This is a genomic window from Paenibacillus albidus (genome assembly GCF_014644435.1).
In the GTDB taxonomy this organism is placed as follows: Bacteria; Bacillota; Bacilli; order Paenibacillales; family Paenibacillaceae; genus Paenibacillus_AQ; species Paenibacillus_AQ albidus.
Window position 1 is genome coordinate 62,158 of sequence record NZ_BMKR01000001.1, and the last position, 26,388, is coordinate 88,545.

General features: G+C 49.9%; 21 protein-coding genes, 1 tRNA gene and 1 pseudogene. 11 read left to right on the forward strand and 12 right to left on the reverse strand.

Annotated features, from left to right (window positions below; all coding sequences use genetic code 11):
- Positions 1-472: 472 nt before the first annotated feature.
- From IEY53_RS00260 to IEY53_RS00290, 7 genes are all read right to left on the reverse strand, one after another.
- The gene (locus tag IEY53_RS00260) at positions 473-3,814 is read right to left on the reverse strand and encodes a GH36-type glycosyl hydrolase domain-containing protein (protein WP_189021621.1); all 3,342 of its coding nucleotides are present in this window, start codon (positions 3,812-3,814) and stop codon (positions 473-475) included.
- 20 nt (positions 3,815-3,834) lie between these two features.
- Complete coding sequence (gene bglX / locus IEY53_RS00265; RefSeq protein WP_189021622.1) at positions 3,835-6,033, reverse strand: beta-glucosidase BglX; 2,199 nt, start codon at positions 6,031-6,033, stop codon at positions 3,835-3,837.
- Between the two features lie 142 nt (positions 6,034-6,175).
- Complete coding sequence (locus tag IEY53_RS00270) at positions 6,176-7,789, reverse strand: extracellular solute-binding protein (protein ID WP_189021623.1); 1,614 nt, start codon at positions 7,787-7,789, stop codon at positions 6,176-6,178.
- Between the two features lie 69 nt (positions 7,790-7,858).
- Positions 7,859-8,755: a carbohydrate ABC transporter permease gene (locus IEY53_RS00275; protein WP_189021624.1), complete on the reverse strand. Its 897-nt coding sequence runs from the start codon at positions 8,753-8,755 to the stop codon at positions 7,859-7,861.
- Positions 8,756-8,774: 19 nt separating this feature from the next.
- A complete protein-coding gene (locus IEY53_RS00280; protein WP_189021625.1) occupies positions 8,775-9,731 on the reverse strand; it encodes an ABC transporter permease in 957 nt (318 codons plus the stop codon).
- Positions 9,732-9,760: 29 nt separating this feature from the next.
- Positions 9,761-10,516, reverse strand: coding sequence for an alpha/beta hydrolase (locus IEY53_RS00285; RefSeq protein WP_189021626.1), 756 nt, complete (start codon positions 10,514-10,516; stop codon positions 9,761-9,763).
- A 46-nt stretch (positions 10,517-10,562) separates the two neighbouring features.
- Complete coding sequence (locus IEY53_RS00290; protein WP_189021627.1) at positions 10,563-11,573, reverse strand: LacI family DNA-binding transcriptional regulator; 1,011 nt, start codon at positions 11,571-11,573, stop codon at positions 10,563-10,565.
- A 419-nt stretch (positions 11,574-11,992) separates the two neighbouring features.
- Here IEY53_RS00290 and IEY53_RS35835 point away from each other — a divergent pair, with 419 nt between their 5' ends.
- Positions 11,993-12,457, forward strand: a complete 465-nt coding sequence (locus tag IEY53_RS35835) for a serine hydrolase domain-containing protein (protein ID WP_308424193.1) — start codon at positions 11,993-11,995, stop codon at positions 12,455-12,457.
- 6 nt (positions 12,458-12,463) lie between these two features.
- Complete coding sequence (locus IEY53_RS35840; protein WP_308424194.1) at positions 12,464-12,901, forward strand: serine hydrolase domain-containing protein; 438 nt, start codon at positions 12,464-12,466, stop codon at positions 12,899-12,901.
- Positions 12,902-13,090: 189 nt separating this feature from the next.
- Here the strand turns inward: IEY53_RS35840 and IEY53_RS00300 are convergent.
- Positions 13,091-13,164 (reverse strand) — tRNA-Arg (locus IEY53_RS00300).
- Positions 13,165-13,525: 361 nt separating this feature from the next.
- Between IEY53_RS00300 and IEY53_RS00305 the strand changes: the two genes are divergently transcribed.
- The gene (locus tag IEY53_RS00305; RefSeq protein WP_189021628.1) at positions 13,526-14,335 is read left to right on the forward strand and encodes an AAA family ATPase; all 810 of its coding nucleotides are present in this window, start codon (positions 13,526-13,528) and stop codon (positions 14,333-14,335) included.
- A 336-nt stretch (positions 14,336-14,671) separates the two neighbouring features.
- Here IEY53_RS00305 and IEY53_RS00310 read toward each other — a convergent pair whose 3' ends face one another.
- Positions 14,672-15,145, reverse strand: coding sequence for an ABC transporter permease (locus IEY53_RS00310; protein ID WP_268240735.1), 474 nt, complete (start codon positions 15,143-15,145; stop codon positions 14,672-14,674).
- Between the two features lie 175 nt (positions 15,146-15,320).
- Here IEY53_RS00310 and IEY53_RS00315 point away from each other — a divergent pair.
- A pseudogene (locus tag IEY53_RS00315) lies at positions 15,321-16,517 on the forward strand (amidohydrolase family protein); the annotation flags it as partial.
- A gap of 120 nt (positions 16,518-16,637) precedes the next feature.
- On the opposite strand, the gene IEY53_RS00320 reads toward IEY53_RS00315, so the two are convergent.
- Positions 16,638-17,765, reverse strand: coding sequence for an NADH-dependent flavin oxidoreductase (locus IEY53_RS00320; RefSeq protein WP_189021631.1), 1,128 nt, complete (start codon positions 17,763-17,765; stop codon positions 16,638-16,640).
- Positions 17,766-18,085: 320 nt separating this feature from the next.
- Between IEY53_RS00320 and IEY53_RS00325 the strand changes: the two genes are divergently transcribed.
- Positions 18,086-18,589, forward strand: coding sequence for a MerR family transcriptional regulator (locus IEY53_RS00325; protein ID WP_189021632.1), 504 nt, complete (start codon positions 18,086-18,088; stop codon positions 18,587-18,589).
- 951 nt (positions 18,590-19,540) lie between these two features.
- On the opposite strand, the gene IEY53_RS00330 is transcribed toward IEY53_RS00325, so the two are convergent.
- Positions 19,541-19,894, reverse strand: a complete 354-nt coding sequence (locus IEY53_RS00330) for a hypothetical protein (RefSeq protein WP_189021633.1) — start codon at positions 19,892-19,894, stop codon at positions 19,541-19,543.
- A gap of 144 nt (positions 19,895-20,038) precedes the next feature.
- Between IEY53_RS00330 and asnB the strand changes: the two genes are divergently transcribed.
- Complete coding sequence (gene asnB, locus IEY53_RS00335; protein WP_189021634.1) at positions 20,039-21,883, forward strand: asparagine synthase (glutamine-hydrolyzing); 1,845 nt, start codon at positions 20,039-20,041, stop codon at positions 21,881-21,883.
- 63 nt (positions 21,884-21,946) lie between these two features.
- On the opposite strand, the gene IEY53_RS00340 is transcribed toward asnB, so the two are convergent.
- Positions 21,947-22,783, reverse strand: coding sequence for an aldo/keto reductase (locus IEY53_RS00340; protein WP_189021635.1), 837 nt, complete (start codon positions 22,781-22,783; stop codon positions 21,947-21,949).
- Between the two features lie 231 nt (positions 22,784-23,014).
- Between IEY53_RS00340 and IEY53_RS00345 the strand changes: the two genes are divergently transcribed.
- From IEY53_RS00345 to IEY53_RS00365, 5 genes are read left to right on the forward strand one after another with little or no spacing between them, the layout of a single operon-like run.
- Positions 23,015-23,563 (forward strand): RNA polymerase sigma factor, encoded by a 549-nt coding sequence (locus tag IEY53_RS00345; protein ID WP_189021636.1) that lies wholly within the window; start codon positions 23,015-23,017, stop codon positions 23,561-23,563.
- Positions 23,553-23,819 (forward strand): hypothetical protein, encoded by a 267-nt coding sequence (locus tag IEY53_RS00350; RefSeq protein ID WP_189021637.1) that lies wholly within the window; start codon positions 23,553-23,555, stop codon positions 23,817-23,819. The genes IEY53_RS00345 and IEY53_RS00350 overlap by 11 nt, the downstream gene beginning before the upstream one ends.
- A gap of 13 nt (positions 23,820-23,832) precedes the next feature.
- Complete coding sequence (locus tag IEY53_RS00355) at positions 23,833-24,552, forward strand: ABC transporter ATP-binding protein (protein ID WP_189021638.1); 720 nt, start codon at positions 23,833-23,835, stop codon at positions 24,550-24,552.
- Positions 24,549-25,787, forward strand: a complete 1,239-nt coding sequence (locus IEY53_RS00360) for an ABC transporter permease (RefSeq protein ID WP_189021639.1) — start codon at positions 24,549-24,551, stop codon at positions 25,785-25,787. Before IEY53_RS00355 ends, IEY53_RS00360 begins: the two co-directional genes overlap by 4 nt.
- Positions 25,735-26,376, forward strand: a complete 642-nt coding sequence (locus IEY53_RS00365) for a hypothetical protein (RefSeq protein WP_189021640.1) — start codon at positions 25,735-25,737, stop codon at positions 26,374-26,376. The genes IEY53_RS00360 and IEY53_RS00365 overlap by 53 nt, the downstream gene beginning before the upstream one ends.
- Positions 26,377-26,388 lie beyond the last annotated feature (12 nt).

Genomic DNA, 26,388 nt, shown 5'->3' on the forward strand with positions numbered 1-26,388 from the left:
TCAGTGTACATTTTTAGTGATTCTGGCTTTCGTTTGCGGCGTTTGGAGCATGGTTTGACCCGCTGAGACAGCTGCCACTTCCAATGAATAAGCAGTTCTGATGTATTTAGTACAGCACAATCGCACTCAGTTAGCTCAAAAGTCCATTCTGATGTATTTCATACAGTGGAAATTCAGACAACCGGCGTTTTCCGGCCCTTTCTGCTGTTCCTGATGCAGCAAATGCAGTCAAATCGAACATGAGCCTAATTTACGCGCAGACTGCTGTACAAAGTGCAGTGAATAGACTCTGCCCCATTGCAGCAAGGAATCCCGGCGAGCCGCCATCGGAACATAGCCACATGTGCACCTTGATACTGAGTGGTTGGATAGTCCGGCTCTCCACAGCAAGTAATAAGCCATTACCCGGACATCCCACCAACGTAAAAACCCCGGCGCTTCTCAGCACCGGGGCTACCCGTGATTACAACTTCTACATATAGATCTCTACAACATTGCCTTGCGGCGAGCGAAGGCGGTCAAAAGCTTCGCGCTTAATCCGCAGGCCACCGGTGCGGTAGCGGTTAGGTGTGCCTTCTCCGGCAACCTCCTCACCGTTCACCGTAACACGGCTTAAGCCGCTGCCGGTCAGGTGGTAGATGAAATCCACCTTTGCTTCTGCATATTCGAAGCAAAACCGCATGCCGTCCAGCGATTCCGGCAGCACCGGGTCAATGATCAGGTCGCCGCCTTCGGCACGGATGCCGAGCGCATTCGAGATCAACTGGTTCATGTAGATCCCCGGGCCGCTGGAATAGATTCTCCAGCCGCCTTTTACGGCTACGTCGCCTGTGCGCAGCTTGCCAAAGTTCTCCTGCGCTTCATAACGCGTATTGAACTTGCCGTCCGAGCTGCTGAAATACGAATTGGCCTGACGAAGTTCGGCATTCGGCACCACGTCGCGGATGCCAACCGGGTTGATCGCGGCCAGGCCGCTCCAGACCTGGTCGGTTTTGCCGAGCTTGGCCATCGCTTCCACATAACGGATATGCGCATGCACGTACTGAAGGCCGATTTCCCGGCCGAAGTTCGAAGCCTGCTCTGCCCGTTTGAAGTGTGTGCTTACACCGCCGGCATATTGGGCGGGACGGTTCATCAGACGCACGCCGTCCGGACAGAACAACTTATCCTGAATCAGCTCATAATGCGCCTCAGCTTGTTCGGGAGTGAGCAGCTCGCTGATCATACTGCGCGTCATCGGCAGCAGCCGGTACTGGATACCGGTCTCGGTATCGCTTGGATGTACCATAAGCTTCACTTGCTCCGGGTCCTCCATATACAGGAAACCCGGAATCACCTCGGTTTGCAGCATATACGTATTGAAATCCTCACGGATGCCTTCGGCCATCTGCTTCAGCTCTTCCGACATCCCCTGATCCACTTTGCTAAGCACCTTCGAGAATTGGCTGAGGGTCTGATAGGTCAGCGATACCGTCCAGCTGCTCACCATGTACTGCTTGAGCTGCGAGTTGGCCGGCTGCAGCGTATCATCCCAGTCGCCGTCTCCGTAGGAAGACAAGTGGGTATCATGCAGGAAGTGCTCCTGAATGTAGGCAATTTCCTTGCGGGCATGATCCAGCAAAGTCTCGCCTTGCTCCGTAAAGTCAAAGCTGTGCTTGCGGGTATACGGAATTTTTTCTCCCAGAATGCTATAGTCATGGGTTACCGCCAGATAATCGCCGAGGACTTTGAGCGGCCAGACAATGATGTCGCCATGGCTTTCTTCCTGCTGGATTTTCGTATATTTATCGAACATGAACCACTGCGGCCAATTGCCGTCATCCTCATACTGATGGGCATACACCGTCAGCAGGATCTCGCGGACCTGCCCGTATTTATGGGTTGCCATGAAATATTCGACAGGACCCTGGCAGACGTCCCTGGTTCCCCACGCTGCGCCTCCATATTGCTCCAGGCCATGCGGCACGGAATAGTGGACCAGCATGTTGTGCGTATACCACCAGGCCAGCGCATTCACTTTGAACAATTCACCCTCATCCCCGTTCTCACGGGTCAGACGGAAGCCGTTCATCACACCGGCATAGAATTCACGGTAGGCGGTAATCTCAGCTTCGACGCCGCGGCCGGAACTTTCCGCCGCCTGGCCCTCAAGCAATCCTTCGATGCGGAGCGTCCAATCCTTGCTGGCCGACAACTCCAGCACGGCAAGCGGCGCTTCCTGGGCTTCGGCTGGGGAGACCAGCACAGATTCATCCCGCAGGGCAAGCTCAGCACCCTGAACCTTGAACGTGTACTGCAGCTCCGGATATTCGCTTGCACTCAGGGCATTCCGGTCAGCCGAGAAGGTTAGGGCTCCTCCATCTTGACGGACTTCATACGGCAGCTCATATTCATTGACGTTCATGGTGATTTGGTTGGTCACCAGGTAACGGTAGGCCTTGCCGCTTTCCGTCCGCACATTCAGGAAAATTTCCGGAGAATCGGCGGTAGTATAATTGGTAATAATGAAGCATTCCTCTTGGGTGCGGTACACCCAGCGCGCATAGTTGAATCCCACCTCGAACAGGGACGGCATAGTCAGCAGGCGGTATTCTCCACCCAGTTGCACATAAATCCGCTGCCCCGAAGTTTTGGGAACATTCAGCGCATTTCTGGCATTGGACATCAGCTTGTTGAAGTTGGTGTTGCCAATCACGACCTGGGAATTAAAAATCCCGTACATATAGGCTGTTGTTGTAATTACCTTATCGTTCAGGCGGGCATTGTCACCGCTCATCAGGATGTGGCCATGCGGCCGCTCGACGCGCATTTCCTTCTCTTTCAGCACCACATGCTCATAATTCCCGGTGAAAAAAGACAGCAGCGTATCTCCATCCTTCTCCTCCTGATAACGAACCGGGAACAACGCGTCCAGCTGCTCACGGGTCAAATCATTCCCGGTCAGCGGCGCTCCGAGTGTCTTCGAGAAGAACGGGCGCTCAAGCGTCGCTTCGGTTTCTACAGGCAGGTCTTTAACCGCCTCCCAGGCTGCAGCGAGTTCTGCGGTAAATTCAAGACCGGTAATGGCGGAAGGATGGTCTTGTTTGAACAATCCGTAAAAAACAAACCGCGCCTCCCCGTTTAATTGCACACGTTGCGATTGCAGTGCGGTATAAGCGAACTCATACTGGTAGACTTCATTAGCCAGCTGCGCTTGGGACAGGCTCTCCGGCTGGTTGGTTTCTTTGTAGGACAGTCCGAAGAACTGGAATCCGTCCGTCGAGAACCCTGCCGCCCCGGTGAGCGAACCCTGCTGCAGGTATGGAAACCTTCCGCCTTGCGGCTGGTTTTGTCTGGAGCAGACTACATAACCGTTAGTGCTGTCCTCAAATACGGCATGGTCAATATATTGGGACAAGTAGGCCTCATTGCTGCGGACTGCGCCAATATCGGCAATGCCGACATCCTGTCCGTACACCAGGTCCACTTCTTCACCCTCACCCTTTAGCAACACATCCCAGAACCAGACCCCTTGTGCGGTCGGAGTAAACACTACCTGATAATTAATAGACTCGGCGGTCCCTTCCCATACCAGGCGGTTGCCGGCTTTGCGCACCGTGCTCCCGGAATGGATGCCCAGTAAAGGCACGGCCTGAATGCTCCCCTGCCGGAACACCCGCAAATAGAGGTTCGATAATGAGCCGTCCACGGGATTTGGCAGCAGCTGGTTGATCATTGTCCGCTCCTGTGCGATCTGATACAAGTCCCCGCTGTTCAAAAAGGTAACGCTCAGTTCCCCGGCATTCAGCCGGAGATTTGATTTCAGGGTTGTCATTGATTAACACTTCCTATCCATTACGACAACACGTGCCGTTTATTTTCTACTGCGGCTAACTCCAGACGGAAACCACGTGCCTTGGCATCCCGGCTGTTCGGACCCACGAACAATTCAAATTTCCCGGGGTCGCTGGCAAAGCTGAGATCGCTATGATAATAACGCAGCTGCTCTTCGGTCAGGGTAAAGGTTAATTCCCGGCTTTCGCCCGGAGAGAGGCTGATTTTGGCAAAGTCCTTCAGTTCCTTCATCGGTCTGACCACTTCGCCGGAAATATCCCGGATATAGAGCTGTACCACTTCCTCGCCTGCAACAGCCCCCGTATTGGTTATTGTTACGGAGATTTGAATCGGCTGGTCGCCCGTCATTTTGTCTCCCGAAAGAACCGGTTCGCTGTAGTCAAACGTGGTATAACTAAGACCGTACCCGAATGGCAAAAGCGGCTCATTGGGGATATCCAGATACTGTGACACGTAACGTGCATCGGCATCCGGTGCACCTAGCGGACGGCCGGTGTTGAAATGATTGTAATATACCGGAATTTGTCCGACCGCTACCGGGAAGGACATGCTCAGACGGCCGGAAGGATTCTCGTCCCCGTAGAGCAGACTCGTGATGGCCGCCCCGCCTTCGCTGCCCGGGAACCAGGCTTCCAGCACAGCATCCGCCATGTCATAGACGCCGCTCAGATCCAGCGGACGTCCATTGAACAAGACAACCACCAGCGGCTTGTCTAGCGCTTTCAGGCGAAGCAGCAGCTCCCGCTGGGCTTCCGGCAGGCGGATATCCGAGCGGCTGCCCGCTTCTCCGCTCATCTCGGAACGTTCCCCCAAGGCGAGAACAATAACCTCTGCTGCCTGTGCCGCCGTTTCTGCTTCCAGCCACAACTCTTCGCTAAAGGTGTCAATCCCGGAGCCTTCGGCGACCGTAATTTGACCTACCCCGGCCCGGGCCTTCATAGCCGCGTCCAGCTTCACCGCATCTTCGGTCGAACCCGTCCAAGACCAAGGTCCAAGGATGTCGCCGCTTGCCGCAAACGGTCCAATCAGGGCAATCCGCTGCCCGGGAGCAAGCGGCAGGACCTGTTCGTTCTTCAGCAGCACACAGGATTTCGCGGCCAGCTCACGTGCTGCCGTGCGGTGTTCTTCGCAGAACACTACCTCGCGCTCCGCAACAGGGTCTGCTCCGCGCAGCGGATTCTCAAAAAGTCCCAGCCTTTCCTTGAGCTGCAGGATACGGAGCACCGCTTCATCAATCAGCGAGATTTCGACTTGTCCTGAAGCTACAAGCTCAGGCAGCTGGTGCACGTAACATGCCGTCATCATCTCAATGTCCACTCCGGCCCTGATCGTCTTGAGTGCAGCTTCGGCTTCGTCCTCGGCTACACCATGAGGAATCAATTCCTTCACGGCGCCCCAATCCGAGATCAGTACTCCGTCAAATCCCCATTCATCGCGCAGCAGATCCCGCAGCAGCTTCACATTGCCGCTCACCGGAATCCCCTCAATGGTGTTGAAGGAAGTCATCACCATCTCCGCGCCTTCATCCAGTGCGGCACGGTAAGCCGGCAAATAATATTCGCGCAGATGACGTTCTGACAAATCCACCGTGTTGTAATCCCGGCCGCCTTCTGAGAGGCCATAAGCGGCAAAATGCTTGACGCAGGCCGCCATGCGGTTGACGTCTCCCTTCAGATCACTGCCCTGAAAGCCCCGGACGAACGCCCGGGCATAAAGCCCGTTCAGATACGGGTCCTCCCCCGTGGATTCCATCACTCTTCCCCAGCGTGGATCACGGACCAGATCGGCCATGGGTGCAAAGGTGACATGCACACCGGATACCGCCGATTCTTTGGCGGCAATCTCCGCACTCCGCTCGGTCCGCTCCAGATCCCAGGAACAGCCAATAGCCAGCGGCACTGGAAAAATAGTCTTGAAGCCATGTACAATGTCCGCCATCATCAGCAGCGGTATTCCGAGTCTGTTCTTGCGCAGATGTGCCTCCTGAACGGCAATCACCTGCTCTGCACCGGACAGGCCAAGCACAGACCCGCTGTTTATAATCATGTCATCGGTGATGCCCATTGCTTCCATCGGACCGGTTATTTGCCCTCCGCTCTCCGCCCCTTCATAGAAATTGGCGGCGAGCTGCTGCAATTGGGCAATTTTCTCCTCAAGCGTCATCTCATTTAACAAGATGACCAATTGCTGGTCGTTCATCTGAAGTCCCCCATTGTATGGTTTCTATATGCGTGGCCTTCGCCGAATTTCCCGGGGCCAAGAGTTCCTATTAGTGGAAGAACCCGGGTGCATGAATTCGCACGCGGGTTCGGCAAAGCTCGGTACGATTTATTAAGACATCCTATTTCTTCAGATTATTCAGCTCATCCAGAACAGGTTGAACAAGTGACATCTTGCTGTTTACCCATTCCTTCCAATTAGCTTCCAGATCACCCGGTTTCAGGATCAGGTTCGTGTATTCTGTAGCATAGTCAAAGGAAGCCTGATTTTTAGCCTTGGAGTCATACAGCTGATAATCCCAGTCATATTCTGCGGTTGCTTTGTCTTTGGTAGCCAGCTCCGCTTTCAGTTTGTACAGTTCTACCGAACGGTCACGGTATTCCTTTTTGATCGCCGGATTCACTACACTGAAGTCATCCGCAAGGACATAGAGACCTTCAAAACGGTTCGGATATTTCTTATCCAGGGTTGTGCCTTCCGGAAGCAGGCTGACCAATTCCTTGTTTTCGCCATATTTCCAGTCTTTTCCTTCAAAGCCCATGTTAACAATCGTTTGGCCCTCGGTGGCAGTTGTGTATTCCATGAAATCCATAATGCGCTCGAATTTTTCCTCCGAAATTTCCGGGTTGAAAATAACAGCGGACCAGTAGTTTACTTGATCCAGGTTACGGTATTTGCCGTCATCGCCAAGCACAATCGCCGTGTGAACCAGTTCGTCGCTGTTGACACCCAGGTTGTCCTTCATCTTGGTATCCATATCTTTTCTATAGGAAGCAAGACCGCCAAGACTGGTGATCGCCGAATCGCCGGTAACCGTGAACTTCTGAGTGGCTTCACCGTTTTTCCAGGTGTAGAACTCCGGATGCAGCAGCCCTTCTTTATACGTTGCCTGCAGTTCTTTCAGAGCGGCCAGTGTTTCTTCGCTGGCCGGGCCCCATTGATATTTGCCCTCGGCATCTTTGTAGAAAGCGGACTCTACGCGGGAGTGCACGCTGTTGGCCATGACAATGTTCGTCAAAGCATCATTGATATCGTAAGCGATTGGAACGAGGTTCCCGCCTACCTTGCCAGGGTCTTTTTCTTTAACCAGTCTGGCAAATTCCATCAGTTCGCTTGTGGTGTACGCATCCTTTAATTCAAAACCTACCGCTTTGGCCCAGTCGGAACGGAGCGCAATGACCCCGATTTGGTTAATCAGCGGATCAGCCGGCTTGTTCTCAAAGTATACAGGTCTTGGCAGCACATAGGTACCGCCGACCAATTCCTCCAGCTTGTCCCCAAGGCCTGTCAGCGCGTACGCCTTAGCCACATTTGGCCAACGTTCTTTCCAGTCATCCGGCAGCTTGTAGAGCAACCCTTGATCGATGTAGTTGACCGCATCGCCGTGAACATAGTTCCAGCTGGCTACGTCAGGCAGATCACCCGAGCTGATCCACAGACGTAGCTTCTCCGCCCAGGAATCCCATTCAATATAGTTGTAATCCCATTTAATGTTGAATTTATCGGTGAAATATTTATGGAATTCATTCTCGAAGTCGGAGCTTGCTGTTTTGATCGTGCTTCCCAGGGAGATGGTCAGATTCTTTGTGTAGCCATCTGTAGGATTGCCTTCATTGGCACTGCCCGTTTCCGCATTGTTGCCGCCCGAATTCGAGCATGCTGCGAGTCCAATCATGGTCAGAGACAATGCAACTGCCAGAACCGATTTAACTGATTTTCTTTTGAACGTGTTCATGTGTGACCTCCTATTTTTGTGTGAATGCCCTTTTGTTCCGTACCTGTACTCATGACATGCTTGTATAAATCAGGTCTTGATAGCCCCTGTCAATACCCCTTTGGCGAAATGCTTTTGCAGCAGCGGGAAGAAGCACATGATTGGAACCATGGTGATGAATACTGCGGCCATTTTCATTCCCATCGAGAACGATTGTTTGCCCGCCGCCATACTGCTTGCATTGGCAGCATTCACATCGGCTTCCATAATGATGGACCTCAGCACATTCTGCAGCGGCATCTGCTCCGCTTTGCGCAGGAAGACCATCGCTTCATACCAGCCATTCCAGAAGGCTACCCCGTAGAACAAAGTAATCGTGGCTATGATTGGTGCCGAAAGCGGCAATACCACCTTCAGCAGAATCTTCCACTCCCCGGCTCCGTCAATCCGTGCGGATTCCATCAACGATTCCGGCAGACCGTTAAAATAATTGGACATCAGAATCAGGTTGAACGCACTGAAGCTTCCGGCCAGAATAACCGACATGATATTGCCTGTCAGATTCAAATTCTGCATGACCAGGTAAAGCGGTACAATCCCGCCATTGAAAATCATAGTGAACAATACGAGCATAAAGATCAGCTTTTTGCCGGGGAATTTGTTGCGGCTTAGGCCGTATCCCATACTTGTGGTCAGGAACATGCTCAGCGGCAGGCCAATCAGCAGAATCTTCAGTGTATTGAGATATCCGCTTCCAATCATCCCTTCCGAGAACAATCTCTGATAGGACTCCAGCGTCGGATTCTTCGGAAACAACATTAATGGATTATCGGCATATTCCTTTTGTGTGGAAAAGGAAATCATCACGACATTCCAGAAAGGAAGCAGGATAGCCAAAGCGCCTAACGATAAAATAACAAAGATCACATAGTCCATGGCGGTCATTTTTTGACTGCCGAGCTTGGGTTTCTTAGGGTTCTTGCTCATCTTGGTTTGCTCTCCTCTCTTACCGGAATAATCCGTCCCCGCCCATCAGTTTGGCAGCTCTGTCCGCCAGCAGCAGCAGGATCATGTTGACGATGGAACGGAACAAACTGACTGCACTCGAGAACGAGAAGTCGGTTGAGGACTGGAAGGTAATCCGGTAGATATACACATCCAGAACCTCCGAGACATTTTTGGTGGCAGCGTTCGCCAGGTTGAATATTTGATCAAATCCGGAGGACATCAAGCCGCCTACCGAAAGAATGAACATAATCGTGATCGTCGGCATAATGTTGGGCAAGGTCACCTTGAACATTTGCTGGAGTCGTGTAGCTCCGTCGATCTGGGCAGCTTCGTATTGGTCGGTATCGATACCCGAAATGGCTGCCAGATAGATAATTGCGCCCCAACCTGCAGATTTCCAGATATCTGTAAGGTAGATCATCGGTACGAACATTTTTTCTGAACCCAGGAAGTTAATGCCTGTGCCGCCAAGCAGCTTAATGAGGCTGTTGACCAGCCCGTCATAGGCCAGAACGTTAATTACTACCCCGGATACCACGATCCAGGACAGGAAATTCGGAAAAGTAAAAATGGTTTGCAGTGACTTCTTGAACCGGCGCATGCGCAGCTCATTGAGCAGCAGCGCCAGGATGATCGGGAACGGGAACTGGACAATCAGCTTTCCGATATTGATGGCGAGCGTCCGCCATACCGCATCCAGAAAAGCCGGATCACGGAACACATATGTGAAGTTATCCAGCCCCACCCAGGGACTTCCCAAGATTCCTTCTCTGAATTTAAAATCTTTAAAAGCCAGGGACAGGCCGCCCATCGGCAGGTAAGCGAACAGGATCAACCAGACCAGTCCAGGCAATACAAGCGTATAGACCATTCTGTTCTTCCAGACTTCCCGTAAAAACAGCTGAAATTTGCTGTCACCCGGTTTTTTCGCCGGTACTGCGGCTGCGGATTTCAAATTGCATCTCCTCACTCTACTTATGTCTTTTAGTTGTTGTTGTATAGAAATTCAAAGGTTGTCTTCAAATGCTCTTCCCAGAATCTCCACTCATGGGTTCCCGGGGTCTCGACATACCTGAAATCATAGGGCAGCTTGTCCATATAAGAGGCAAAGTCCCGGTTCATGTCCACAAAAGGATCTTCGGAGCCGCAGCAGGCGAGCAGGGCAGGAAGACGCCGCCCCTCCGTGATCAGCTTGGCAGATAAAGCGTAAATATCCTGCTCCGGCTTCACCTGTAAACGTTCTCCAAATGTACCTGCCATTTCTCTGGCCAGCTCCGGCGTCATTTGCGGATCATTCAGACGTTGTTGCAGATTAGGCACACCCGACAGAGAAACGGCCTTACTGTACTGTTCGGGATAGGTTAGTGCACATTTCAAGGCACCATATCCCCCCATCGACAGACCGGCAATATAAGTCTTCTGCGGATCATCCGTAAGCCTCAGCATCCGCCCGCACAACTCGGGAAGCTCCTTCGTGACATAGTGGAAATAATCAAGTCCGTAGGCCATATCGGTATAATAACTCCTGCCCACCTGAGGCATGATTACTGTGCAGCCATAATGGCTCGCATACTGTTCAACTGTCGTCAGCCTATGCCAGGTGCTGGCATTATCCCCGGCGCCATGCAGCAAATAAAGCGTCCCTCCGGAGGTGTTGCCCGAATCAACGGGTGAGATCATGTGGATCGTTGTTGTCATTCTCAAGGTCGGAGAACCCGTCTCAACAGTTAAAAGCGCCATATGTCCATCTCCCTTGGAAACCTTGTTGCCTTTGCTTTACGTTTCATTAATTAATTTTTCTGCAGGACCCGCGTTTTACGAGTACCGATTCGAATACTGTATGCTTGTTGTCTGACTGGCCGGTAATCAGATCAAACAGGATTTCCACACTGGCCTTGGCCATATCGACGCCGGGCTGGCTGATCGTATCCAGTGAAGGATGGTAATACTCCGCCATCTCAATCCCGTCAAAACCGATGATCGAGACATCACCAGGAATTGAAAGCCCCATGGACAGCAATGCCTTGGCCGCCCCGATGGCAATCGTATCTGACGCGGCGAACACGGCAGTGATGTCCTTTTTCTTGTTCAGCAGACGTTTGGTTGCGGTAAAACCTGAGCTGGGACTGTATTCGCAGTCCCCTACAAGCGAAGCATCGTAAGCGATGCCATGCTCCTCCAGCGCTTTGATGTACCCAAGCAGACGCCGATTCCCGGTAGTATTCTGCACCAGCGGAAATCTGGCCAGAAAGCAGATGTTACGGTGCCCAAGGGAGATCAAATAACTCGTAGCTTTGTACGACTCTTGAATATCATCAATGACTACACTGGAGAATACAGAAGGATCGACATCTTTTGTTGTTGTAATGGTGGTCAAGACAAATGGAACGGGCAATTGTCTGAACTTCTCTTCGGAGTGGTCATAAGTGCCGCCCATAAAGATCACGCCATAAAGGTTCTTTTCTTTGACCAGATGCAGTGCGGCGTTGATCTCATCAACCCCATCTTCTACGTGCTGAATGAGGAGCGGACAGCCGCGCAGGTTCACCTGACGTTCCACTTCTTTAATCATGTCAGCAAAAAAGGGATTGGAGATCCCCTTAACCATCAGTGCAATGGTGTTCGATTGGGTTTTTTTGAGGTTGCGGGCATTCCCGTTCGGAATGTAGTTGTGCTCTTTAACAACCGCCATCACCTTGGCTCTCGTAATATCGCTGACTATACCGGTGTTGTTAATGACTCTGGAGACCGTGGCGATCCCCACGCCTGAAAGCTTTGCAATATCTTTAATGTTCATATGTCCCTTGCCTCACCCCGGTATTGGTTCCCCCTTGGCCCGATTCAACCGGGCTTATGGAAACGAATGAAATGACGGGAAACGTTTCCCTTAAAGTCGAAAAAAGTCGAATCTGCATGCTATTTGAGCCAAATTCGCTTTCCTCGTTCATTATGAACAGGTCTATTGGAGATGTCAACAAAATTATTTAGAAGAAATAGGTTTCAAAATCGAATTGACAAAGAGGTTCAGTTGCACTTTTTGGGTTGAAATTACTTTTTCCCACCACTAAAGCACAATTCAAGTGTTGTTTTTCTGCTTCCCTCACTTTAAAATAGGGTAAACATAAGAACAAGCAGGTGTTTTCATATCTTTTTCGGGAAACGTTTCCAGTATAATTCATTCAGTTAAATCTACTATTACAGAAAGAAGAGCGCCCCATGCTGAATATGAACCCGTTTGAAATACTGGTCCGCGAACGCGGCCTAAATGTCCTCACTGTTCGCGTGCTGCAGAAAGGAGCACTCACCGGAACATTGGATCTTGCCAAAGATATCCGGCGCTTGCAGCATTCGGTCAGCAAATCGTTTACGTGCATGGCTGCCGGACTGGCAATTGAGGAAGGAAAGCTGGCGCTGAATACCCGGCTCAAGGATGTGTTTCCGGAGTATGCTTGGCCCCATCCCCACACCCCTCACTCCCTGCAGCCGGGAGAACTGACATTGCTGAATTTACTGCGCATGTCCAGCGGCCATGACTCCCCGCCCTTCTGGGCTGAGGAGCGGGCAGCAATGAAAGACAAGGATTGGGTAGCGCACTATCTATCGCTTCCTCTGGACCGAACTCCCGGCGGGCATTTCACTTACAGCAGCGGCGACACCTTTATGATCTCTGCCATGATATAGGCCCGTGTGGGCCAGACCGTCAGGGACTATCTGGTTCCCCGCCTGTTTACCCCTCTCGGCATAGAGAATGTACTCTGGGAGGCCACGCCGCAGGGATATACCCTCGGTTGTGCAGGGCTTGCCCTAAGCACGGAGGAACTGAGCCGGTTCGGTCAGCTGCTGTTGCAGCAAGGAGCCTGGAACGGAAGGCAGCTGATTCCCTCAGCTTGGATCGACTATGTAACACAGAAGCAGATCGGCACGGACGCCACAGGAGACTGGGGGCAAGGATACGGCGCGCAATTCTGGATGTGCACGCACGGCGCCTACCGTGCCGATGGCGCCCACGGCCAGCTCTGCCTTGTGCTTCCGGAAGCCGAAGCGGTGATTGCCATCAACAGTGCCGAAGATCGGATGCAGGATATTCTCGACACCGTGTGGGAGGAGATCTGGCCTCTTTTGTGAAGGGAATGCGTCCCAATGTTGCTGCACATTTGTATTTTTTCCCATGCTTACGTTGCTCCATCCCACAAAAAAGAGGCTTTCCCAGGCAGTCGTCCTGCCGGAAAGCCTCTTTTCTTATTGATTTCTTTATGGCAGCAGCAATCCCCTAAAAAGCAGAAACAGCCTTTCTGCGAAAGGCTGTTTCAATGACGTCCCGGAAGGGATTCGAACCCCTGACCGTGCGCTTAGAAGGCGCATGCTCTATCCAGCTGAGCTACCGGGACAAATATAAATATGAAATAACAGAGGCTGTGATGCCATATGTAACAATGCAACGTTACTTATTATACTCCATTTCAGAAATTTTTCAAGGCCTGAACCCTGATTTCATCCAGGGGTCCAATTCTCAGATACAAAGTACAGGCCCAATGCCGCGCTGGGCGCTCCGCGAGAGGGCAACTGCATCGGCTATCCAGGCTGCGCAGCGAGAAGCCCCTCTCGTCCCGATGAATGTAAACATGAAGGGGGAACGGAATATTAGTAGTTGGGAAGGTGGGAGAAATACGGCTGCAACCCTAAGTATAAATTGTCTTTTTTCTGATAAAATAGAATTCAAACTATAAGACAGGTAGAAGGAGTGCGGCAATGATTTATTTGAGAAGCTTTAAGCTTTCTGATTATACGTCTCCAAATCCCAACATTTATCCTGATTATGTATTTAAGCACGTAGCTGGAGAGGTGCTTTTGTTTGATCGGATTACTGTGTTGTATGGCAGTAACGGCAGCGGAAAATCCACTTTACTCAATGTAATTTCCAACAAGCTAGGAATCCCGGGGGCTGAAAGAATGACAAGCTATGGGCATAGTATTTATGCTCAGCGATTCCTTGATTTGAGCAGCTATCAGCTTGGGCATGATGAGCAAGAGCATGAAATCAGGCAACTTCCAGAAGGAAGCCGGTATATGAAATCAGAGGATATTTTATATGAGATCAAAAAGATACAGCAATCTTCCGTGTTGCATGAGGGAATAATGTATGAGCAGATTAGCAAAGGGATGAGCAAGGCTGAGGCGGCACAATATGAAGCTACATATGCGTTTAAGAAGAAGCTGGAGAACATTCAATTTTCACAAGAAAAATACTCTAATGGAGAAACGTCCATGCAGTTTTTTGAGGAATCTCTGCTACCTGGGCAATTGTATTTATTGGACGAGCCGGAAACGTCACTTTCTCCTGCCAATCAAATAAAAATGGCAGAACAGATAAATGAGCTGGCACGATATTTTGATAGTCAATTTATTATTGCCACTCATTCTCCCTTTGTTTTAGGCTCGCTACATGCAAAAATTTATAATCTGGATGCTAAGCCTCTTCAGACAGCAGAATGGTTTGAACTGGACAATGTGCAATTTTTTTATCGATTTTTCAATAAGCATAAGCAATTATTTGAATGAGAGTAGGACAGACACAGATTGTAGCTTTTCATCTGAGCCGGGGTGTGGGCACAACGGCAAGCGGTCGACGTACGACCAACTGCAGGACAGAGCCAATTCGGTGAAACAGTGCTAGTGGCGCAGGGGGCAGGCTGTCAGAAAGGAGAGATTTCGAATTCCTTCGGCTTTCGGGACCTACCTGTATGCTGCGTTTTTAGCATCAAAAAAACCGTCAATCTTTTTCAGATTAACGGTTTCAAAAATACGATCTGATCAGGAAATTCCAAAAGATATGTCCACACTACGATCATCGAATGCATAAGCGCCATAGAATTTAGCGACGATAGTACGCGCCGTCTAGTTCACGTCCTTCGTCTCCAGACGAAACATCGATAGCAAGGCAATCCACAAGCCGGCGGCTCCAAGCGACATGTGGATCGCGATGATGGAGTTAATGGATACCAACGGTCCGTTAAAGCCGGAGCATACGATTAGCACCAGCAGGACAGAGGAGACCATAGTGGCCGTAGCCGAATGCTTGCGCATACCGAATAACAAAGGAATCATGGCCATTGCGGCAGCCGACAGCGAACTGACGGTGTACTCGAGCAGCAGCACTCGTACCTGTTCCATCGTCAGCGAATCCGTAATGAAGGGATAGAAGCGATCCACGGCGACCAAAACAGAACCCATCAGCACGTCGGTGAACAGGATCATTCCGAACGTAAAAACGAAGATGATGACCAATTTGGCAGCGATCAGCTTGCGGCGTTTAATCGGATACGTAAAGAGCACGCTCAACGTATTGTTTCTGTATTCCCCGACAATCATTATTGAGAGCTAGTACCCCGGCGAATATTATGAAGGTTGCCCTGACGAAGGTATCGATCAGCATGAACGACTCCGGGTAAGTGGAAAAAGCGTAATCCTCGGCTCCATAATCGGTAATGCCTAGCATGGACAGTACGCGCAAGTACGGGATGCTACGGGCCAATACGTCACTCCCGGTTTGTGGGACATGCACATCCATCTGGAAGATAACTATAAAGACGCTTTCCCGCTCTTTCTGGCTAACGGAGTAACCGGAGTAAGGGAGATGGGGGCGGCGCTTACAAACGTCGATTTGTGGAAAACGAGTATTCAAGCCGGTATGCCAGCCCCACGTCTTGTCTACGCGGGTTCGACCCTAGATGGAGGTCCAGCTGACGAGGCCCCCCACATGTTCTACTTGAAAACAGAGCAACAAGCGCGCGACGCCGTACGTCTCAATGTGGCAAAAGGCGCGGACCATATCAAGGTATACTCCTGGTTGCCGCGTCCTCTGTTTCTGGCGGTCATGGATGAAGCCCAAAAGTACGGTTTGCCGGTGGTCGGTCATTTGCCGGTAGAGGTACGGGCCAGCGAAGCCGCTCGACTGGGATTCAAGAGCATAGAACACCTGCACGGTTTGTTTATTGCCACTTCGAGCATCGAAAACGATATTTTCAAGAATGCCGACATGAGCGATTTGCTCGGTTATTCACTGGCAGAGATAAAGGCCTCCAAATCCTATGATTCCGGAAAGGCCAACAAGCTGTTCCGCATATTCAAAGAAAAGGGAGTCTGGCCTGTACCGACCATTGTTACCTATTTGAATTCGGCCAAAACCGAAATCGATCCGCGGTCCAAATACGTACCGACTGTCGTGCAGAAGCAATGGGCCGAATTGATTCGCGCCATTCCTCCCGAACAAACGGAATTAATGAAGGCAATCAATTCCACAACGCCGGGCATGGTCAAAAAGTTGAACGATGCCGGCGTACCTATGCTTGCAGGCACCGATTCCAGTTTCGAAATGACTAACTTTATATACGGCGTTTCCTTGCACGATGAACTCGAATTGTTAGTTAAAAGCGGCCTCACCCCACTGCAGGCCTTGCAGACGGCAACACTTAATCCGGCTCGATATTTGGAGAGAGAGCAGGAACTGGGTACCGTAGAAAAAGGAAAACTCGCCGATCTCGTGCTGCTTAACAAGAACCCGCTGGAGGACATTCGAAACACAACAAGCATCTCTGCCGTTGTCTTGGACGGGAAACTGCTGGAGAAGCAGACTTTGGATCAAGCGGTTAAAACATACCCCGTGATAAAGGTTGCCGATATGAAAGATGAACCGGAAGGATCCGGGCCATCTGCCAATAAACCCATCGTTCATAATCATTAATGTAGCCTAGCCCTTCCCTTCTCCAATAAGAAGCGGAAGGGCCGATTTGTTTAAATGTGAGATTAGAAAAATGGCTAAATCCAAAAGCAATTCACAAAACCATGACCTAACTCAAGTCTGTTAAGTTTTATCTGCGATAGGGAACCATCCTGGAGTATTGATGATTTTCAACCATAATGGTTCAGCAATCCCCAATTTTTCTTGATCATTTAAAGTTAACTCAGTACGAATTTCGTTTTCCTTACCTAGAGTTATTTTTCCAACCCAATCTGGATCGATAATCAGTTCCCGCCCAAGTGCAATAAATGGAACTCCTGATTGTAACGCTCTCAGCGCCTCGTCAGGTGTGTGGATCGAACCTACACCGATAACAGGAACTCTTTGCCCGACGAGCTCGTAAATTATTTCCATTCTAGAGCGATTGTCCTCTACTCCACGTCTAGGCTTTGACCAAAAGTCCATTAGAGAGAAATGCAAATAATCCAAACTTTTATTTGCGAGGGCCTCCACCAATTTAAGTGTATCGGCCATTGTAATACCGGGTGTCCATTCTTCTTCTGGCGATAACCGATATCCCACAAGAAACGGCTGTTTGGCACACTCAGCCACCACTTTTTGCACTTCATCTACAACAGCGAGCGGAAACGCCATACGTTTGTCTATATTTCCTCCCCAACGATCATCGCGTTGGTTTGTGTACGGTGAGAAAAATTGTTGAATAAGAAATCGATTTGCCCCGTGAATCTCTACCCCGTCGAAACCAGCCTCGATTGCCCTCCGAGTGCTAGCGCCAAACGCACGAATGATCTCCCCAATTTCCTTTTCTTCGAGTGCTCGAGGGAATACGCTCAACCCTTCCTTAGCAACCGCACTCGCACTTACAATCTCACTGTTCGGTACCACTTCCGGCGAACTTTCGCGACCGCCATGAAAGATTTGCAGAATGGATTTTGCCCCACTTTTCTTAATTGTTGTTGCCAGGCGTTGTAAACTCGGGATCTTATCATCATGATCAGCCGCCAATTCCCCGCCAAATACCCTGCTGTTTGGTGTGACTATTGTACTCCCTGTGACAGCCATTCCAACACCGTTCGAACGGCTTTCGTAATATGCGATTAACTCATCAGATATCGTACCGTCTTGCTGAGAATAAGATATCGTCATTGGCGCAAGAACAATGCGATTCTTTACTTCGACACCATTCTTGAAATGAAACGACTCCATTAAAGGTCGATATTTAGGGTTCATAGATGCCTACTCCTTTAGTTAGCTTTATTTACTTCAATCACTACACATACTTTAATTATTGCGGTTCAAATCCGATCCTGCACTAGCGTCAGTTTTCAGTGCGAAATATCGTATTGACTCGAGCTCAATGTACATCTCCTCCTTTATATGGTCGAGATTTTCTCCCCGTCAGAGCCCATAATAAAAGTTGGTGTCGAATCCAAGTCAAGGTGCAAAAATAAAAGGGTTACCCAAGGATAAGAGATGGGGGAATAAGTTTGACTTGGAGTCGGCTCCAAGATGTATAATTACTCAAAATGGCAATTTCGGGAGGGGACGCAATGGCAGAACAAACGTTTACGATCAAGCAAGCCGCTGAGCAAACCGGAATTTCCGAGGACACGATCCGTTATTACGAAAAGATCATGCTGCTGCCTCAGGCAGAACGAAAGGAAAACGGGCATCGCATCTATCGAAAAGAGGACATCTATAGGATCAAGCTGATATCCTGCCTCAAAAAAACGGGAATGCCGCTCGAGGCTATGCGGCCATTTTTGGAGGCCTCGGCCGACACCGTTTCCGCGGAATATCCCGAACTGGTGGATCAATTAAGAAGTCACCGTAAAAATATCGTAAAACAAATCTCCTCACTTCAGCAGATCGTTGATTTTATTGACATAAAGCTGAAAGAAGGGAGACCCCGCCAGGAATGCTCAGATCAAAGTCAAGACGAAGTTTTAGAAGAACATAAGGAGAAAGCAAAAATAAAACCCATTTCCGTCGTTGAGATGAGTTATTTTTCCGCATCTGCGAAAATGGACAAGTTACCAAATTCGATTAAATAAGCTTGAATTCTAACGGGGAACGTTAAATTCATAAAAAGCAACCGGTCAGTGTGATCGGTTGCTTTTAGTTAATAACCGGAGCTTAAACCAACAAGAAAGTGTTATTATATGGAAAGGTCTTTATTGTTTGCAGGAGGTTTTGTTCATGCAGTATCGTAAGCTAGGTAATACGGGAGCTCCTAGTCACCAAAGTTTCAGCAAAAAATGGTTCTTACAAAGGTGTCCTTAGAGCAGCAGAGGCATTGGGTAGATCCATCCGAATCAGGATATCCCCGTTATTCATTCTCCAAGCCATTTCATCAATATAAAATACAGCTAAAAATAGGGATTCCTGAAGGCTGTTTGATATGGATCAGCCTTCGTCACCAGCCTTCGAGCTGTTCTAATGTATATCGTACATCAGAATGGTTTAAACGAGGCTCAAACATCCATACTGATGTATTTTGTACATTCAAAGGATAGCCATAAGGTGCTTTTCGGCTAATGCTGCGGTTCCTGCTGTACCAAATACATTGAAATCCTAAAACGAGCCTTCTTTTTCCCATCCTGATGTACAAAGTGCACCCTATCCCCCTAGGCTAAAAGCACGCCTCCCGGGAGGTGGCTTTCCAATGCGCCCAAGACTATTGCGCTTTAATGCGTTTTTGCAAGAATGAATGTGGTTGTGTCCAAATTTAGGGGGTTAATCCGTTTTTGCCTCTCTTTTCGCCCATGGCCGCGCCGGGTGCTGGCACCCCTTCACTCACTGAACGTTATCGCACGGCGTGGAGCGCCATCACTCTGAACGTTACCTACCTTCTCAGTAATCACACAAAATTAAAAAGCCGCCAGCCCGCAGGCAAACGGCTTTTCCCAATAATCATCTTACTCTATTCACCTACACCTATTCACCCGTATCTATTCACCTGTCCAATTACCCATATCTATACGCCAAGCTCAAGCCTCCGCCGCCTAGAAGTTGCGGAAGTGAGCCTCCAGCTGTCTTTTTAAATCGCCGAAGATGAGCAGCTCGCGCTGAAATTTGGAGCGTTCATCCTCCGGAGTCATGATAGTGCTGCCTGTAAAAGCACTTACCGTAACATCCTTGAAAGCATCGTGCATATTATTGTCGTACCAATCGGTGGCGGTATCTGCATCATTCGTCAGGATGCGTACAATTTCGTACCCCTCTTCGCGCTGATCCTCAACGATGTATACCAGCAGCGCCGGGTCGCCTGCACCTCCAGGCAAAACCCCCACTTCGGCACAAGGTGCCCCGTCATACTCCGTCATTCTGCGAATTTTGGCGTCTTTAATGTAATACACCTGTCATCCATCCCTCCTGGCAAATTTCCCTCTCCTCTATTGTTGGGATAAGGACATACATTTTATCCCTCTCTTCGGCATATATCTGTATTACTTGGCAAAAAAGTAAGGACAACAATCGCACAAAAGAGAGGATGAACCATCATGTGCGGAATAACCGGATTTATAGAGTGGCGCGGCGACCTCACCCAACATTCCCAACTGCTCGTTCAAATGACTGAAACTTTGGCGAACCGCGGCCCGGATGCAGCGGGAACCTGGATTTCAGGGCCCTGCGCTTTTGGCCACCGCAGACTCAGCGTTATTGATCCAGAGAACGGCGCCCAGCCTATGATCACCCGCCATGACGACAAGGTGTACGCGATTGTCTACAACGGTGAATTATATAATGCGCCCGAGCTTACCAAAGAATTGAAGCAGCGCGGCCATCATTTCCGGACCCAATGCGACACTGAGGTTCTGCTGCATGCCTATATTGAATGGGGACCCGATTGTACGGAAAAGCTGAACGGCATTTTTGCTTTTGCCGTATGGGACGGTCAACGTGAAGAGGTGTTTTTTGCCCGCGACCGCCTGGGCGTGAAGCCTTTATTTTATAGTCAGGTGGAGGATGTCCTGGTATTCGGCTCCGAACCCAAAGCGCTGCTCCAGCATCCCAAAGTCCAACCCGTCGTTGGTCCGGAGGGGCTGGCGGAAGTATTCATTGTCGGTCCGGCGCGTACACCGGGGCAAGGAGTATACAAAGATCTGCAGGAGCTCCGGCCGGGCCACGCCATGATCTACAGCCGTTCGGGACTGCGTAAATATGCCTATTGGACACTGGAGAGCCAGAAGCATACCGACAATGAAGAAGAGACTGCCGTCAAGGTCCGTGAACTGCTGCAGGATACGCTGGAGCGCCAGCTCGTGTCGGATGTCCCGGTCTGCTCGCTCCTCTCCGGGGGACTGGATTCCAGCGCCCTGACGGCACTCGCGGTAGATTATTATAACCGGACCGGCCAGGGCCGGGTGAACACCTTTTCCGTCGATTATGTCGATAATGACAAGCATTTCAAAAGCCATTCCTTTCAGCCCGGTGCCGACGGCCCCTGGATCAAGCGGATGGTAGATGAACTGCAAACGAACCACCACTATATCGCTTTCGATACCCCCGAGCTGGCAGCCGCTCTGGATAACGCGCTTTTCGCCCGTGATTTGCCGGGCATGACCGATGTCGATTCCTCACTGTATTTGTTCTGCCGCGAGATCAAAAAGAACGCCACCGTCGCCATATCCGGCGAAGCGGCCGATGAGATTTTTGGCGGATACCCCTGGTTCCACCGGGAAGAAATGTTGTCCTCCGGCACGTTCCCCTGGTCGGTAGCCCCCAAAATGCGGGCCGGACTATTGTCACCCGAAATCCGTGACTGGATACGCCCGCTGGAATATTTGGGCGACAGATACAGCGATGCAGTCGCAGAGGTCCCCAAGCTGGACGGGGAGACCGGCAAACAGGCGCAAATGCGCATCATGTCCTACCTCAATATCACCCGCTTCATGCCTACATTGCTTGACCGCAAGGACCGCATGAGCATGGGCGTCGGCCTGGAGGTCCGCGTTCCGTACTGCGACCACCGCCTCGTCCAGTATGTATGGAACATTCCCTGGGAAATCAAAACCGTGGGGGGCCGCGAAAAAGGCATTCTGCGCAAAGCGCTTGAAGGCGTACTGCCGGAGGATGTCCTCTACCGCAAAAAAAGCCCTTATCCCAAAACGCATAATCCGGCTTATCTGAACGTAGTCCGCCAGCAGGTATTGAACATTCTGGACGATGCGACCTCGCCTATCCTGCCCTTAATCGACGCCGCCAGAATCCGTGAGCTCGCCGCCTCGGAGGAATCCTCCAGCAACCTGCCATGGTTCGGCCAGCTGATGTCCGGCCCGCAATTATTCGCCTATCTGGCCCAGGTCAACCTGTGGCTAAAAACCTATAATGTGTCAATTAAATAGAGCTGTGCGCAAAAAGAGTCAGTTAAAGCCTTGGCTTTAACTGACTCTTCATTAGGTGTTCATTTAAAAGTTGAAATTATCCGGGTCCGGACCGAAACGGTGGTCTTCGTTCAGGTTCTCGATCGCCTTAACATCCTCATCGCTGAGGGTGAAGTCGAAGAATCCGGCATTCTCCTTGATCCGCTCTGCATGAACGGATTTGGGAATGGTAATTACGCCTTGCTGCAGATCCCAGCGCAGCACAATCTGTGCCGGAGTCTTGCCGTATTTGCCGGCCAGCTCCTTAATTAGAGGCAGATCCAGCTTCCCCTGCATAAGCGGGCTCCAGGCCTCTAACTGAATATCATGCGCACGTGTAAACTTCAGCAATTCGCGCTGGGTCAGCAGCGGGTGGAACTCCACCTGATTGACGACCGGCACGACACCGCTGTCTTCGATAATGTCCTTCAAGTGGTGAATCTGAAAGTTGCTGACGCCGATCGACTTGATGAAACCTTCCTTTTGCAGATGGATCAGCGCTTTCCATGTCTCCTTATATTTACCGGCAACCGGCCAGTGGATCAGGTACAAATCTATAACATCCAGCCCCAGCTTGCGGCGGCTGACTTCAAAGGCCTGAAGTGTGGACTCATAACCCTGATCGGGATTCCGTACCTTCGTGGTAATAAAGAGTTCATCTCTGGATACGCCGCATTCGCGGATCGCTTGTCCGACACCCTCTTCATTGTTGTACCCGGCAGCAGTATCAATACTCCGATACCCCGTTTCTACCGCGGCCTTCACGGCCTGGATCACTTCTTCCCCGTCTTTGGTCTGCCATACCCCCAGCCCCAGCCAAGGCATGGTCACCCCATCATTCAACGTAGGTCCGCCTGAGAATGGTCCGTTTAATTGACTCATCGTTTCCCCTCCAAGCCTATAGTAAGTTCATCACTCTTCCTTAACCGCAAAAGAGGCATAAGAAGCACATAACAATGCTTTTAGTATAGCAGAACGTTGACAATTACCAAAATTCTATAAATGCTGGTGTCAGCTGATCTGTTCATCACAGTCCTCCGGCTTTTTTTGCTTTAGGGTGTAACTTGTATCCTTATTTTTCGTGTAAGAAGGGCCTGAAGGAGGTGGAGAGGATTGTATGAAGACAATGAACTTATGGCTCGGGTACAAGCTGGAGATAAAGGGGCGTACGAAAAGCTTGTCCTGAAGCACAGACTAAAGGCTGTCGCATTTGCAAACAGCTTCGTGTGTGATTTATATACCGCCGAGGATATTGTGCAGGAGTGCTTCGTAAAAATTTATATACATAGAACCGCCTACCAGCCCAGCCATGCTTTTAATACGTATTTGTTTACCGTTATCCGCAACAGCTGCATTGATTACTTAAGGTCAAGACAAGCCTCGCGGTCATTAACCCTTGAAACGGTCCCTGAGCTCAGCGATCCCACTACACCCGAAGAAATCCTGGCCAGCCGGGAGAACACCAAACTTATCTATGAAGTGCTGAACGATTTGCAGATCGATTATAAAACAGCTTTGTATCTGTATGCTGTAGCTGATTTCAGCTATAAGGATATTGCCCGCATTATGAAAAAATCAGTGCCCCAAATCAAAATCCTGCTTTACAGAGCACGCAAAAAATTCAAACTTCAGTATAAGGAGCTGATTGTAAATGAAGAGTGAAGAGGATTTTTTAGCCGGCATGTGGAGAAGCGTTGAACTTCTGGAAGCAGAGCAGTTGCACAAAAAACAAGCCAGAGAACGGAATCGGAGATTGATGAAAAATAATATCGTCCTGTACACGGCCATGCTTTTAACATTTGTGCTGCTAATCCTCTGGGTCCCCTCAAACCCTGGATCTATAACGGGCATTTGCGGAGCATATCTGCTGCTTGGTTACATATTGGACGACTTCTCGTTTAGAGCATTCATCAAATAAGGGAGGAATAACCTTGAAACCTGAAATTATCATTGATCATCTATCCAAAACTTTTGGAAAAAGAGCAGCACTACGGGATGTTTCACTACATATTCAGCCCGGCATGTTCGGACTCCTTGGCAGAAACGGCGCCGGAAAAACGACCTTGATGAGGGTACTCGCGACCCTGCTTCATAAATCAGGCGGATCGGTTACGGTATGCGGCATTCCCATTGAACAATCAAAGGAAGTCAGGAAGCTCATCGGATATTTGCCTCAGGATTTCTCCATCTATCCCGGTATGACTGTGTACGCGGCCATGGATTATCTGGGGATATTATCGGAGTTGTCCAAAGCGGCAAGGAAAGAGCGGATACCTGCTCTCTTAAAACGGGTCAACCTCGAAGATTGCCTGAGCCTCAAGGTAAAGGCATTATCGGGAGGCATGAAACGCCGGCTGGGCATCGCACAGGCCCTTCTTCATGATCCTCAAATCTTGATTGTGGATGAACCAACCGCCGGGCTTGATCCCGAAGAACGAATACGGTTCCGTAATTTACTCTGTGAAATAGCAGAGAATAGAATCGTTATCCTGTCTACCCATATTGTAGAGGATATTGAAAAGACTTGTCAGAACATTGCCGTTCTGGACAAGGGCCAAATCATTTATCAGGGAGCGCTGCAGCATTTCATCGGAAATGAACGGGGTCTGGAGGAAGCTTATATGAAACAGATGGGAGCGCATCAACGATGAAGCTATTTCTCACAGAATGCCGGCAAACCCTCAAAAGCATAATCTACTTTGTGTTTATTGGCGCAATGCTCCTGTTCTACTTCACCCAGCTTAGTGATTTTGCAGGAGCCGATATCGCTGAAGTGCAGAACCCGTCCGGGTACAACAGCCAAAACCCTCTGATGAAACCTCCGCCGGATGCTGACAATTACGGGTCTGTGGAAGCGGAAATTCCGGAACAGATTATGCCTGCTGCTCTAAATCAATTGCTAAGCGAATATGCAAACAATGAATACGCCACCTATCCTGTCGGCTTCTATAAGAATGTAAAGTTAAGCCAGGAGAAACAGAAGAAAGTGGCTGCGATCGTAAAAGACATTACAGGACAACGTCCGGAAGATCTGATGAATGAGCAGGACAAGCTTCCCATTCTGATCACTTACGAATCGTTTACAGTCAAAATGGCAGAGCTCGATACCCTGCTGGGAGGAGGATCAAAATACGAAGAAACCAGACTTGAAGAATATGGGAACCTCCCTGTTACTTATGAAGAAAAGCTGGCGGAATACCATGATTTCATTCAAGTTGACCAAGTAACCGGTGCCTACGCCCGGCTATTTTGTGATTATATGGGCATCGTGATCTCTTTATTTTCTGTTTTTGTACCCGTGGCATTCCTAATCAGAGACAGAAAGGCCGGGGTCAAGGAACTGCTTTATTCCCGCAAATACAGTTCGGCAGGCTTTATTCTGGCGAGGTATTTTGCACTGGTAACGATGCTGCTGCTTCCCGTCCTGTTATTGTCGCTCATCCCGCTGACTCAGCTGGTTCTGTATGGGAGCAAACACCATATCGCAGTCGATTTATGGGCTTTTGCAAAATACATTCTGGCCTGGCTGCTCCCCACGCTGATGACAACCACAGCGGTTGCATTTGTACTGACTGCGCTGACTGACACTCCTATTGCCATAGCGGTACAACTATTCTGGAGCTATACAGATCTACTCTCAGGCAGCTCCTATATTTACGGTGGACACTACGGTACCCAGTTGGCTATCCGCCACAACACTTTGGACAATTTGCAGGCCATGCAGGATGGATTACCCGACCTTATACTGAACAGAAGCGCATATGTGCTATTTTCGCTTCTTCTGGTAGGAGTGACCATTGTGCTACATGAGCTTAAGAGAAGGGGGAAACTGGATGTCTACGGCCATTTTCACCAAATATTCAGAAATCGCAAAAGCCCAATTTAAGCTGACACTCTGGGCTAATTTTTTGCTGGCCTTGGCGCTTGTCCTGGGAACCCCCGTCCTGTTTGGTATACAATATCTTGACAGCCGGGCCTCCAGCTTCGTATTGGAACGTTTTCTCTCGTTCACTGGGATTATTTTATGTACGCCCTTGTTTTTCCCGGAGCAAGACAACTCTGTAAAAGAATTAGTCGAGTCTAAATACACCCCGTATACAGGGGTACTCCTGATTAGGCTTATGTTAGCTCTGACTGTCCTGCTATGCCTCGTGAGCAGCTTTATTGGAGTGATGCTGTTGAACCATTGCCAGTTCGCAGCCGGGCCGTTTATCCTTGGCACCTTTGCCACTGCCCTGTTTTTGGGCTCCCTCGGGTTCCTAGCCTACTCGTTGTCAGACAACCTGGTCACGGGGTACATACTGCCGACAGTGTATTATACCCTGAATATGTTTTCGGGTCAGAAGCTGGGGAATTTCTACTTATTTTCGCTCTCGAAGGAGAGTATGAATGAGAAATATTGGCTGCTGGGCGGGGCTGTGGTCTTGTTTGCCGTCGGTACAGCCTACAGGGCCATTGTGAGAAAAGTAAGATAAGCGGACCTTTAC